General features: G+C 62.1%; 11 protein-coding genes. 6 read left to right on the forward strand and 5 right to left on the reverse strand.

Annotated elements, in window-relative coordinates; translation table 11 throughout:
* The first annotated feature begins 147 nt into the window (after window positions 1–147).
* From otsB to otsA, 3 genes are read left to right on the forward strand one after another with little or no spacing between them, the layout of a single operon-like run.
* Window positions 148–960, forward strand: a complete 813-nt coding sequence (gene otsB, locus ACZ6WW_RS07355) for a trehalose-phosphatase (RefSeq protein WP_465273631.1) — start codon at window positions 148–150, stop codon at window positions 958–960.
* Window positions 917–2,755 carry a glycoside hydrolase family 15 protein gene (locus tag ACZ6WW_RS07360; RefSeq protein WP_465273632.1) on the forward strand — a complete coding sequence of 613 codons (1,839 nt, stop codon included), beginning with the start codon at window positions 917–919 and terminating at the stop codon, window positions 2,753–2,755. The genes otsB and ACZ6WW_RS07360 overlap by 44 nt, the downstream gene beginning before the upstream one ends.
* Before the next feature lie 39 nt (window positions 2,756–2,794).
* The gene (gene otsA, locus ACZ6WW_RS07365; protein WP_465273633.1) at window positions 2,795–4,162 is read left to right on the forward strand and encodes an alpha,alpha-trehalose-phosphate synthase (UDP-forming); all 1,368 of its coding nucleotides are present in this window, start codon (window positions 2,795–2,797) and stop codon (window positions 4,160–4,162) included.
* A gap of 188 nt (window positions 4,163–4,350) precedes the next feature.
* Here otsA and pgeF read toward each other — a convergent pair whose 3' ends face one another.
* Both pgeF and rluD read right to left on the reverse strand, forming a co-directional pair.
* The gene (gene pgeF / locus ACZ6WW_RS07370) at window positions 4,351–5,100 is read right to left on the reverse strand and encodes a peptidoglycan editing factor PgeF (protein ID WP_465273634.1); all 750 of its coding nucleotides are present in this window, start codon (window positions 5,098–5,100) and stop codon (window positions 4,351–4,353) included.
* 83 nt (window positions 5,101–5,183) lie between these two features.
* The gene (gene rluD, locus ACZ6WW_RS07375) at window positions 5,184–6,158 is read right to left on the reverse strand and encodes a 23S rRNA pseudouridine(1911/1915/1917) synthase RluD (protein ID WP_465273635.1); all 975 of its coding nucleotides are present in this window, start codon (window positions 6,156–6,158) and stop codon (window positions 5,184–5,186) included.
* 190 nt (window positions 6,159–6,348) lie between these two features.
* Here rluD and ACZ6WW_RS07380 point away from each other — a divergent pair, with 190 nt between their 5' ends.
* Complete coding sequence (locus ACZ6WW_RS07380; RefSeq protein WP_465273636.1) at window positions 6,349–7,185, forward strand: outer membrane protein assembly factor BamD; 837 nt, start codon at window positions 6,349–6,351, stop codon at window positions 7,183–7,185.
* 109 nt (window positions 7,186–7,294) lie between these two features.
* On the opposite strand, the gene ACZ6WW_RS07385 is transcribed toward ACZ6WW_RS07380, so the two are convergent.
* The 3 genes from ACZ6WW_RS07385 to ACZ6WW_RS07395 all read right to left on the reverse strand — a co-directional run bounded on the left by ACZ6WW_RS07385 (window position 7,295) and on the right by ACZ6WW_RS07395 (window position 10,748).
* Complete coding sequence (locus ACZ6WW_RS07385; RefSeq protein WP_465273637.1) at window positions 7,295–8,065, reverse strand: GNAT family N-acetyltransferase; 771 nt, start codon at window positions 8,063–8,065, stop codon at window positions 7,295–7,297.
* Between the two features lie 349 nt (window positions 8,066–8,414).
* Window positions 8,415–10,040, reverse strand: a complete 1,626-nt coding sequence (locus ACZ6WW_RS07390) for an NAD+ synthase (protein ID WP_465273638.1) — start codon at window positions 10,038–10,040, stop codon at window positions 8,415–8,417.
* A gap of 90 nt (window positions 10,041–10,130) precedes the next feature.
* Window positions 10,131–10,748: a LysE/ArgO family amino acid transporter gene (locus tag ACZ6WW_RS07395; protein WP_465273639.1), complete on the reverse strand. Its 618-nt coding sequence runs from the start codon at window positions 10,746–10,748 to the stop codon at window positions 10,131–10,133.
* A 104-nt stretch (window positions 10,749–10,852) separates the two neighbouring features.
* Here ACZ6WW_RS07395 and ACZ6WW_RS07400 point away from each other — a divergent pair, with 104 nt between their 5' ends.
* Both ACZ6WW_RS07400 and ACZ6WW_RS07405 read left to right on the forward strand, forming a co-directional pair.
* Window positions 10,853–11,758: a LysR family transcriptional regulator ArgP gene (locus ACZ6WW_RS07400; protein ID WP_465273640.1), complete on the forward strand. Its 906-nt coding sequence runs from the start codon at window positions 10,853–10,855 to the stop codon at window positions 11,756–11,758.
* 151 nt (window positions 11,759–11,909) lie between these two features.
* Window positions 11,910–12,989: a hypothetical protein gene (locus ACZ6WW_RS07405; protein ID WP_465273641.1), complete on the forward strand. Its 1,080-nt coding sequence runs from the start codon at window positions 11,910–11,912 to the stop codon at window positions 12,987–12,989.
* The last annotated feature ends 52 nt before the right edge of the window (window positions 12,990–13,041 follow it).

A 13,041-nucleotide genomic window follows, 5' to 3' on the forward strand; every position in this document is an offset into this window, starting at 1 on the left:
AGCCGCCACTGTGGACGGATGTATGGACAAAAGCTTAACGGTTCAAGCGTAATCGACACGATTCGGCAAGCTTTCGTTTAGGTGAAAGATCGCCTTCACATCGGCTTTGTTACGCTCGATGAGGTGATAGTGCAAGCGAATCCCCTCATGCCCGCATCCACGCCGTTACCGGCGCCGCCCCTGCCGGTAGCCCACGAAGCCTGGGCGCTGTTTCTCGATGTCGACGGCAGCCTTATCGACTTTGCCGATCGGCCCGAACGGGTCCATGTCAGCAAGACGCTGATGGCGCTGTTGTCGCAGTTGCATACCGCGTTGGGCGGTGCGCTCGCCCTGGTCAGCGGCCGGCGGATCGAAGATCTTCAACGCCTGTTCGGCGCGCCGCCCTGGGCCATGGCCGGTGTACATGGCTTGCAGCTACGCCATGCCGATGGGGCCCAACGCGAGATAGAACTCGATCATGCCGAACAGCAACGCCTTCGCCACGCAGTCCATGGCATGGCTTCGCGGTTTCCTCAGGTCATGCTGGAAGACAAAGGTATAGCGATCGCACTCCATGACCGCAGCGGTGATCCAGGCATGCGCGCGTTGCGCGAGGCGAGTGAAACGCTGCTCAAGGATTTACCCGACTACGAGCTGCAACTGGGCCACCACGTGATCGAACTCAAGCCAGCCGGCATGGACAAGGGACAGGCCGTGGCCGAGCTGCTGGCACGGCCGCCGTTCCAGGGGCGCATGCCGGTCTACGTCGGCGACGATTTCACCGACGAGCACGGCTTCGCCACCGCCAATCTGGAAAACGGCATCAGCATTCGGGTCGGCCAGCGCGAACCCAGCCTGGCGCAATACACCTTGTCCGGTCCCACCGCGGTGCAAGCCTGGCTCGCCCGTGTCTTGTACGCCTTAGGAGCGACGCTAGATGACCAATACCCCGGAGGAACTCGTCGACACAGCCGCTCCTGAAGCGGCTCGCGCCGTCCAGGCGAATCTATCGCTGGGCGTGATCGGCAATGGCAGCGTTGCTGCATTGATCGACGCGCACGGCAGCATCGTGTGGTGCTGCCTGCCCCGCTTTGACGATGACGCGAGCTTTTGCGCATTGCTGTCACCCCGACGCGAAGGTGGTGACTGGACGATTGCGCTGGAAGATTTCGACCGCGCCGAGCAGGAGTATCTTCCTAATACGGCGGTGCTGCAGACGCGTCTGTACGATAAGCACGGTGGCGCGATCGAGATCACCGACTTCGCTCCACGTCATCGTGCTCATGGGCGCTTTTATCATCCCGTGCTCATCGCGCGCCGGGTGCAGCCGATTGCCGGCTCGCCACGCATCCGCGTGCTGCTGCGGCCACTGTGCGATTACGGTGCCAGCGCGCCGCAGACGACGTCCGGCAGCAATCACATTCGCTACATGCTGAGCAATACGGTGATGCGGCTCACCTCGGACGTAGCCTCGCCGCTGATCGAGCGCGGCCTGCCGTTCGGCCTGGACCGCGGCGCACATTTCGTGTTCGGCCCCGACGAAACGCTGACGCAGAGCCCGGCGGAGTTCATTCATCACACGCTGAACAATACGCTTGCCTACTGGCGCGACTGGGTCCGCTATCTCTCGGTACCTTACGAATGGCAGGAGTACGTCATTCGCGCAGCCATCACCTTGAAACTGTGCCAGTACGAGGCAACCGGCGCGATCGTCGCCGCGCTGACCACCTCGATCCCCGAGTCGCCCGACTCGGCACGCAATTGGGACTACCGCTACTGCTGGTTGCGCGACGCGGCCTTTACCGTGCGGGCACTCAACCGTCTGGGTGCTACCCGCACGATGGAGGAATACATCCGCTACGTGTTCAATCTGATTGCCGCCGATGACGAGCGAGAGATAGGTCCGGTATTCGGCATCCTGTTCGAACACGAGCTTCCCGAAACACAAGTGGACAGTCTAGCCGGCTACCGCGGCATGGGACCGGTGCGCGTAGGCAACGACGCGTGGAGGCAACGGCAGAACGACGTCTACGGCTCGGTGGTATTGGCGTCGGCGCAACTGTTCTTCGATCAACGCCTTGAGAGCAAGGGCGATCGACGCACCTTTGCGCGCCTCGAACGCATGGGCGATATGGCCTTGAAGATGGCCGAGCAGCCTGATGCCGGCCTGTGGGAATTTCGCGGGCGCAGCTCCGTACACACCTATTCGGCAGCCATGTGCTGGGCGGCATGCGATCGCCTGGCGCATATCGCCACGGAGCTTGGCATGGATGAACGTGCGCGCTACTGGCACGAAGAGGCCGTAGCGCTGCATGCGCGCATCGTCGAGCGCACATGGAATGAAGAAAAGGGCTATTTCGCCGATGCCTACGATGGCGAACGCCTGGATGCGAGCTTGCTGCTCCTGGCCGACATCGGCTTTCTCAAGGCCGACGATCCGCGTTTCGTAGCAACCGTGGATGCGATCGGCAAGGAGCTTGGCCGCGGCAACTACCTTTTCCGCTATATCGCGCCCGATGATTTCGGCGCACCGGAAACCAGCTTCAACATCTGCACGTTCTGGTACATCGAAGCGCTCGCCGCCACCGGCCGCCGCGACCAGGCACGCGCCATGTTCGAAAACATGCTCTCGCACCTGAATCCGCTCGGCTTGTTATCCGAAGACATCGCGCCGCAGAGCGGCGAACAGTGGGGCAACTTTCCGCAGACCTATTCGCTGGTGGGCCTGATCCAGGCCGCCATGCGCCTCTCCCGTCGCTGGGAAGATGCGATGTAGCCACACCGCCCGAATCCTCCCCTCGCCACAGGAAAAAACATGAATCGCCTGATCGTCGTATCCAACCGTGTCGCCTTGCCCAATCAGACCGCCACCGGCGGTCTGGCGTCGGCCATGCGTGACGCGTTGCGCGAGCGCGGCGGGCTCTGGTTCGGCTGGAGCGGCAAGATAGCCAAACACACCGCCGGGCAGCTGCATCACTTGAAGGACGGCGAGGTGGAGTACGCCACCATCGATCTTTCCAAGGAAGACCACGATCACTTCTACGACGGTTATGCCAATCGCACGCTATGGCCGCTGTTGCACTATCGACCCGATCTGGTCGACTACAACCGTGGCCATCTGGCGGGCTATCTGCGCGTCAACACCGTGTTCGCCGATCGGCTGGCCGATTTGATCGAGCCGAACGACATGATCTGGATCAACGACTACCACCTGATCCCCCTGGCCTCGATGCTGCGCGAGCGCGGCGTGCGCAACCGCATCGGTTTCTTTTTGCATACACCACTGCCTGCGGCGGGATTGCTGATTGCGCTGCCGCAGCACCGCGAGCTGCTGGAAACCTTGTCCAGCTACGATCTGATCGGCTTGCACACCGCACGCGATCTGCGCGCACTGGAAGACTATTTCCTGCATGAAGCGCACGCCGTGATGCGCCCGGGCCATCGCATGCGCGCCAGCAACGGCCATATCTTTCGCGCCGGCGTCTTTCCCATCGGCATCGATACCCATCAGGTCGCCGAGATGGCCAAGCGCGCATTGGCCGAGGAAGAGGAAATCGGGCAGTTGCGTGCCAGCCTGGACGATCGTGCATTGATTATTGGTGTGGACCGCCTGGACTATTCCAAGGGATTGCCCGAACGCTTTCAGGCTTATGAGCGCCTGCTCGAGCGAGCGCCGGAATTGCATCGCAAGGTCACCTTTCTGCAGATCGCTCCGCCTTCGCGCTCCACCGTGCCGGAGTACCGGCAGATTCGCCGCGAGCTGGAACGTAGCGCGGGGCATATCAACGGCCTGTATGCCGCACCCGACTGGGTGCCGGTGCGCTACGTCAATAATTCTTATCCGCACAGCGTGTTGAGCGGCTACTACCGCACCGCGCGCGTGGGCTTGATCACACCGCTGCGTGACGGGATGAACCTGGTCGCGAAGGAGTACGTGGCCAGTCAGAACCCGAAGGATCCCGGCGTACTGGTGTTGTCGCGCTTTGCCGGTGCGGCCGAGGAGCTGACACAGGCGTTGCTGGTCAATCCCGCCGATACCGAGGAAGTGACGGATGCGCTGGAGCGTGCGTTGAAAATGCCGCTGAAGGAACGGCGCAATCGCTGGCACGCGATGATGGAGATACTGCAGAAGCACGATCTCACCGCGTGGCGGAAGTCGTTTTTGGATGCGCTGGCGGCTTAGCGCCGCTGGAATTACCTCATTCTCCCTATTCGTCGTCCCGGCGCAGGCCGGGATCCAGTGACTTTGCGGTCGGCTGCCGCGAGAGTCACCAAGCATTTGCTCTTACGCGAAAACCTAAAACCGAAGCCACTGGGTCCCGGCCTGCGCCGGGATGACGAATTAGGAGAGGCTTTCCGAGACGCTCGCGCTTAACCACCCAGCCAGATCAAACTGGCAAACCGCCCGCTCTTTGCCCCATCGCGCCGATACGAATAGAACCGCTCGTCGGTGCGCGAATCGAAACCGCCACCATAGATCTGCTCCACGCCGATCTTATGCAGTCGATGGCGCGCCAACCCGGCCATATCGCACAACCAATGGCCCGGCCGGGTCGCTTCAAAATAGCCTTCCGCAGCCGCATCCCCGGTGACAAACGCCTCCCGTACCGGCGCATCGATTTCATACGATGCCTTGCCGATACACGGCCCGATCCAGGCAAGCAGACGTTGCGGCGCGATCTGCATCTGCTCCACGGTGGCTTCCAGCACGCCGGCAGCCAGACCTTTCCAGCCCGCATGCGCTGCACCGATCTGTCGCCCGTCGCCGCTGCAAAACAGCACCGGCAGGCAATCGGCGGTAAGAATGGCCAGCACCGTCCCCGGCAAATGCGACACGGCCGCATCCGCCTGCGGCTCCTGCTCGCTCGGTAACGGCCCCAGTTCGGCCACCGCGGTGCCGTGCACCTGATGCAGCCAGCGCGGCGCGGCGGGCAACCCCAGGACTTCGCGCAATGCGCTGCGATTGGCGAACACAGCATCGCTGCTGTCGCCACTGCGCAGCCCCAGATTGAAGCGATCGAACGGCGCGGCGGACACGCCCGGCCCCTGCCGCGTGGTCACGGCGGCATGTACCGCGCGCGGTGCGGGCCAATCGGGAAAGAGCCAGGCGTCGTCGGTCATGGAACGGGCGCTTGTCGTGAGGGGGAAGGTGCGGAGCATCGCACAAGAGGCCAGTCGGCCCCGAAACATCGATGCGCCGCCGATCAGTAGTCGTTATGCCCGTGCTCGGCCAGATCGTGGCGCATCGCGTCGATCAAGGACTGCTGGTCCGCCGGCCGCTCGGCACTGAACGACAGCGGCTCGTGCGTCACCGGATGCTCGAACGCCAGTCGTTCGGCATGCAAGGCCTGACGACGGAATCCACGCAAGGCCGCGACCAGTTCGGGCGTCGCCCCTTTAGGCAGTTTGAGGCCACCGCCGTAGAGCGGGTCGCCGATCAGCGGATGGCCGATATGCGCCATATGCACGCGGATCTGATGGGTACGGCCGGTTTCCAGGCTGCACTGGATCAGGCTGTGGGCACGGAAACGCTCCCGCAACCGGTAATGGGTGACGGCATGCTTGCCGTCTTCCTCGTCGCGCACGGCCTGACGCAGGCGGTCGCCCATGTGGCGGCCAATCGCGGCATCGACCGTACCGCCTGCCACCATGGTGCCGACGACAATGGCTTCGTACTGACGCTCCACCTCGTGGCGCGAAAGCATGTCGACCAGGCCGGTGTGCGCCGCCAGGGTGCGCGCGACCACCATCAGACCGGAGGTGTCCTTGTCCAGGCGGTGCACGATGCCCCCGCGCGGCAGTTCGGCCAGCTTGGGATCGTGATGCAGCAAGGCATTGAGCACGGTACCGGCAGGATTGCCCGCGCCCGGGTGCACGACCAGGCCGACCGGCTTGTTCAGCACCAGCAGGTAATCGTCCTCATGGACGATATCCAGGTCGATGGCCTCGGGCTGGGAGCTGACCTCGACGGCCAATACCGCCTCCAGCAGCACTTTCTCGCCTCCGCGAAGGAGCTGGCGGGGCGGCGCCTTGGCACCGTCCAGGGTTACCGCACCGTCCTTGATCCAGCCGGTCAGGCGGGAACGGGAATAGTCGGGGAACATCTCGGCCAAGGCCTGGTCGAATCTTCGACCTGCGGCCGACAAGGGGACAATGGCTTCGTGACGCACTGCGGTCATGGGGCGGAACTCGGGTTCGGGACTTAAAGACTCGCGAAAAATCCGTGGACTGATCTTGAGGACATCGATGAGTGAGGCCTGCGCGTAAGTATTTGCTGCGCTTGGCGATCTTTCGGGGCTCGGGTCCCGGGTCCCGAGTCTCGGCTCTATAAGCTATCATCCACCGTTCAACACCTAGAAATTCTACCTCATGCGCCTAACCAAGCCGGCTCTAAAACTCTTTATTGCGCTCATCATCGCTGTATCGATGAGCGGCTGCTCGATGTTCCGCCACAAGCGCGACAACATCGATACCATGCCGGTGGAAAAGCTCTACACGACTGCGCATAACTCGCTCGAGAACGCCGACTACTCGGCCGCCGTCAAGGCCTACCAGCGCCTGATCGCGCGCTTCCCGTCGGGCGACTACAACGAGCAGGCCCAGCTGGACCTGGCGTACGCGCAGTACAAGGACAACCAGCCGGATGATGCGTATTCCACTATCAACCGCTTCATCAAGACGTATCCGACCCAGAAGCACGTCGATTACGCCTACTACCTGCGTGGCCTGATCAATTTCGACCGCACCTCGGGCGCGATCGAGCGTCTGCTCAAGCGTGACGAGAACCAGACCCGCCGTGACCAGGGCTACAACCTGCAGGCGTTCGACGATTTCTCCGAACTGACCCGCCGTTTCCCGGACAGTGCCTACGCCACCGATGCGCGCCAGCGCATGATCTACCTGCGTAACGTGCTGGCCCAGTTCGAAATCAACGTGGCCGAGTTCTACCTGCGCAACAAGGCCTATATCGCTTCGGCCAACCGCGCCCAGTACGTGATCGAGCACTACCAGCAGTCGCCGCAGACCGGCGATGCACTGGCCATCCTCACGCGCAGCTATCTCGCACTCGACCAGAAGGGCCTGGCCGACCAGACCCGCCAGGTGCTGGCCGCCAACTATCCCGACCACCCGTATCTGACCGATACCAAGTGGCCGCATCCGCCGTCGACCCTGCGCAAGATGATTCCGTTCTCGGGACATCACTAAGCGCAACACAGCCCGTCAGGTGTGACGCTTCAAAAGAAAAAGCCGGCAGTCAGACTGCCGGCTTTTTTGTTGGTGGAGTGACCTTGCTGGCTACGCCTGGCCAGCACCATCAACGCGACGCACAAACGACTTCACCGAAACGCTCGAATCCCGCCCGGCGATAGACCCCGTCCTCGTTGGCCACTTCGCACATCAGGAACGGCAGATCGATGCCTTGCACGAGCGCGTGGTCGGCCAGCAACGCTGCCAGGGCGGCACCGATACCTCGGCGCCTGGCCGAAGCATGGACACCGATGGCGGCGATCTCGGTCACGCCATCATGCGGCGGCGTGAACAGCCCCGCCCCCAATACGGTGTCGCTATCGCGGGCACGCACGAGCGCTACCGCACCGCCCTTCTTCAGCAACTCTCGCAACCGCTGCAGATCGGCCGCCGTGGTGACCGACACGCCGTAGGCATGGTTCTGTACTTCGGCCGCCGCGTAGAGATCCGCATCGTTTTCGGCAAGCGACCACTGCAGTCCCTCGATATCACCATCCATGGTGAGGCTCCCACGGGAACAGGTCATCAAGGCAAGCGGCGGCGATGAGGTAAAGCCCGCAGCCACCAGCCTGGGCAGGACTGCCGGTGCGAGATCGTGGATATATTCCAGCCGCGGCACACGCTGCCGGGCGTCGAACCTTTCGCACAACGCGGCAAGCTCCGCCTCGCAAGGATCGGCGCTGTCGTCGGGCGTGGCGTAGTTGCGCGCCGGCTCGGCGCTCGCCTCGTCGAACAGGTAGCTAAATGATGCGACACGTTGCCGGTCATCGGGCGAACCCATGCGGGCACGCAGGTAAGCAGCAACACGGCGCAATGCCATGTGGTTATGGGTAGTCATGGATGTAAGGCACTCTGCAGGCGCGTTCCGATTTCCGAAGAAACCGAACGACGCAAATCACGCCCACGCACTTAAGCGCAGGAAGAAGACCGCAAGAAAGACGCGTCCGTCAGGACGAAGTCGTCAACCAGAGATAGGCTGAGCCGGTAAACGGCTTAGCAGACGGCAAGCTGCCGGATGGCGATGACGATGGACGCGTGCGTGGCGATGGCAATCATTGGCGCACTCCTCGAAACGAGTCGGGGATAATTTCAAGAATGTGCGTGTGGCGTCAAGTGCTTTTTAGGAGCGAGTTGTCAGGAGTGAGGCGTGAGAGAGAAAAACAGCGCGGTCGCGTTGCCCTCTCCCATCATCGCCAACCCGATGTGATCGGATAGCGACGTTCGCGACCGAAGGCACGCGTCGTAACGCGCGGACCAGGGGCGGATTGGCGGCGCTTGAATTCGTTGATCAGCACCAGGCGCACGACGCGGCGAACCGTTTCCGGATCGTAGCCACGCGCCGCGATCTCGGCCTGCGACTCTTCGTCTTCGATGAAATGGGTAAGGATCGCGTCGAGCACGTCATAGGGCGGCAGCGAATCCTGGTCGGTCTGGTTGTCGCGCAATTCCGCCGACGGCGGACGCTCGATCACGGCCGGCGGAATGGCCCAGCCGCCCTCGCCTTCCACGCTGTTGCGCCACTGCGACAGCCGATAGACCACCGTCTTGTAGACATCCTTGAGCGGCGCATAGGCTCCGCACATATCGCCATACAAGGTCGCGTAGCCGACCGCCATCTCGCTCTTGTTACCCGTGGCCAGCAGCAGGCGGCCATGCTTGTTGGACAAGGCCATCAGCATCACGCCACGGGTCCGCGACTGCAGGTTTTCCTCAGTGATATCCGGCCCCTTGCCTGCGAAAGCCGGGGTCAGCGCGCTGACGAAGGACTCGTAGGTCTCTTCGATCGAGATCACGTGATAGGCCACGCCGAGCTTCTCGGCCTGGATGCGCGCGCCGTCGAGCGATAGCTGCGAGGTGTAGCGCGAAGGCATCATCACCGCAGTGACGCGATCGGGGCCAAGTGCATCGACCGCCAGGGCCAGGGTCAACGCCGAGTCGATGCCGCCGGAGAGACCGAGCAGGACGCCACCGAAACCGTTCTTGTCGATGTAGTCGCGAATACCGCGCACCAGTGCCCGGTAAAGCGTGCTTTCGGCGGGCGGCTGATCCGCGGGCGACCAGTCGTGTGCGGTCAGGCTGCGCGTTTGCGGATCGAATTCGGCCCACAGCAAGGTATCGGTAAAGGTCGGCGTGCGCGCGGCGATGCTGCCGTCGGCATTGACCAACAACGATCCGCCGTCATAGACCACCTCGTCCTGGCCACCGACCGTGTTGAGGTAAACGAAGGCGCAGCCGGTTTCCCTCGCGCGCTCGGTCAATACCGCTTCGCGGGCCTGCTGCTTGGCGCTGTCCCAGGGCGACGCGTTGATCACTACGATCAGTTCGGCGCCGGCCGCGGCGGCCATGGCAGCCGGCTCGGCTTGCCAGACGTCTTCGCAGATCAGCACGCCCACGTGCACGCCGTGGATCGTCGCCACCATGCTTTCGTGGCCGGGACGGAAATAGCGCTTGTCGTCGAATACGCCGTAGTTGGGCAGCGCCTGCTTGTGCGTCGTCGCCTCGACCCGGCCGTGACGCAGCAACGAGGCTGCGTTATAGACCTCGCCCTCGCTATGTGGGTGACCCACTACCGCGGCAACGCCATCGGTTTCTTTCGCCAGCGCCTGCAGCTCGTTCTCACAAGCAGCCAGGAAGCTCGGCCGCAACAGCAGATCCTCGGGCGGATAGCCGCTCAGTGTCAGCTCCGGAAACGCCACCAGCGAGGCCTTGCCTGCTCGCGCCTGGGCCAATAATTCACGCACCTTGGCGGCATTGGCGGCTACCGCGCCGACCGGAAAATCGAATTGGGCCAGCGCCAGGCGTAGAGCAGTCATGGATGGTTTCTTGCGTGTCGGGACTGGAGCCATCAATGGTAGCGCATCGGTTTTTTGCAAGGCCCGCACCCGATGCCACGCCGCCTTGTATCAGGCCAGCGGCTGCACCAGTAACAACGCGGCCAATCCGAACATGAGCAACGCGACCAGGATATCGAACACCCGCCAGGCATGGGGTGCGCGAAACATCGGCAACAGCATGCGTGCCCCGAAACCAAGCGCCGAAAACCACAGCAGGCTCGCGGTACAGGCGCCCCAGGCGAAGCGCCAGTTGCCGCCGTCGACGTAATGCGTCGACAGACTCCCCAGCAACACCACCGTATCGAGGTACACGTGCGGGTTGAGCAGGGTAAACGCCAGACAGGCCAACAGCACACGACCCAAACTGGCCGCTCCCGCGTCGGCTGGCCGCAAGCCGCTTTCCCCTTGCCATGCCCGGCGCGCGGCCATCAGGCCATAGACGGCAAGAAACGCCGCGCCCACATACCTCAGCCATTGCAGCAAGGCGGGCTGCTGCTTGATGGCCAGCCCCATGCCCGAGACACCCGCGAGGATCAGGGTCGCATCGGCCACGACACATATCAGGACCACGGCGGCCACGTACTGACGCTGCAGACCCTGCCGCAACACGAACGCATTCTGTGCGCCGATCGCAACGATCAGGCCGGCGCCGGCACCGAGGCCGGCGAAATAGGCATTGAGGGACATAGGGAGTTCCAGCGGGCAAGACGCCACTTTCTGGGAAGCACCCGATTTAGTAAAACTCATTTTTCTTACATAAGATTAGTTTTATTAATCTACGGGCAACCGCCATGAGCCTGATCCACCCTCAGCTGACCGCCCTTGCCGCCGTGCTGGACGAGGGCAGTTTCGAGCGCGCCGCGCTGCGCCTGTCGCTGACCCCATCGGCCATATCCCAACGCATCAAGGCGCTGGAAGATCGCCTGGGTCAGATTCTGGTGCTGCGCCAGTCGCCTTGCCGCGCCACCGATGCCGGCAAGCGACTGCTACGCAGCCTGCAGCAAATGCGTCTGCTGGAGACCGAAGCGCTGAACGATTTCGGCATGCAGCAACATGAAGTCCCAACGACCACCATCGCGATCGCCGTGAATGCCGACTCCCTGGCAACCTGGTTTCTCGACGCACTTGCCGACCTGCACAAGCAGCACGGCTTGCTGTTCGACGTACACGTCGAAGACCAGGACCATTCCACCAACCTGCTGCGTGAAGGCGCGGTGCTAGGCGCAGTCACCGCCGACGCCCATCCCATACAGGGCTGCAGCGTGCAGCCGCTTGGCATCATGCGATATTTGCCGGTGGCATCACCCCAATTCGTCGAGCGCCATATCGGCAAGAAACTCGATGCCGCCGCGCTGAATGCTGCGCCGATGCTGGTATTCAACCGCAAAGATGAACTGCAAAGCCGTTTCATCCGTAGCGTGACGCACGCGTCAGTAACTCCGCCGATGCACTATCTGCCGTCGTCCACCGCTTTCGTCGATGCCGCCGCGATGGGCCTCGGCTGGGCGATGGCGCCCGAATCCATGGCCCGCGAACGTCTCGCATCCGGAACGCTGCGCGTACTTGCCCCACGCCGCTGGCTGGACGTGCCGCTGTATTGGCAGCATTGGTCGATCCGTGCGGAAACATTAGGCTGGATCAGTAACGCATTGCAACGAGCTGCCGCAACCACGCTACGCAAGCCTGAAAGGTATTGATCCAGGCTTTGTCGGATGTGGCGCTCTCTTGCGGCGGTCGTTCCCTTTCAAACGCGGCTGACTGAATCGCTCACAGGCAATCTAATTTGCCTTACAACGCAATCGCACCATAAGAAGCAGCATACAAGCTCCAAAAAAACGGAGTCTCCACATGCGCAAGATGCTCTGCTCGGTCGCCACCCTTTCACTTGCCAGCCTCGCTTCGATATCTCCGCAGCAAAGTCATGCCCAGGACCTCAAGGGGCATTTCCTGCGTGCCGATGCGCTGCGAGTCGACAGAAAGCTCATGAATTCACCCATGCTGTCCGATCACGCTCCAGCAGGTGTGGTAGCAACGCAGCAATATCTAGATTACCGGATAGAAAGTGCAAAGCTTCTAAGTGCCTCCGGCGAAGATGACGGCTCACTCATTGTCGTCAGGAAGGAGGACGGCAGCTTCGTGGCGCTGGTCGACACATCGCATGGGCGGGGCACTGTCGTTGGCGACGCTGACGGCTCACAAACGTTCATTGAAGAGCCGGCGAATGACTACATGAAGACGGACACGCTGGAGCAACCGGAATCTCTATCGGTAAAGACCTCTCTGGCAACGGGCGACGTGGACAGTAACGGGGTTGCGATCATCGATCTGCTGGCAGGTTTCTCCAGATCCGCCGCGGACCGCGTCGGCGACCCCATGGCTTACGCGCTCGGACAAGTCGAATCGGTAAATCTGAGATTGCGCAACTCGAATGTAACCAACGCGCGACTACGCCTCGTGGGTATCGAGATCATCGAGCATGACTATCCAATCAACACAGGAACCAACGGGACACTGAACCAACTGTCCAAGCTGTTCGCCAATGGCATGAAGCAATACAGCCCGGACCTTGTTGCCGGCTTTTTCAACGGCGGAACCGGCGGCAGTACCGCGTCGGGGTGGGCTTTTGTGCCAGGACGCTTCAGCATCCAGCACGTGAATGCGCCCGGCGCTTTCCGCCATGAGGTCGCTCACAACGTCGGTGGCAGTCACTGCAATACCGGGCAGAAAAGCTATCAGTTCGGTTACGACAATGGCAAATCGCGCAGCGCGCTCTGCGGGAACAGTACGGCCTATTACTCGAGCCCGCTCCTGACCGACGAGCACGGCTTGCCGCGTGGAAACGCGGAAACGGCGGATATGGCCAGGCTATGGCGCGAACGCGCGACAGCCATGTCCGCCTACGCCAAAGCCGTCATCCCGCTGGATTAAGCATTGCCAAAAAAAAGGCCGCGACATATCGCGGCCTTTTTCATCATCGACA

Source organism: Dyella sp. NPDC103356, from assembly GCF_055584465.1.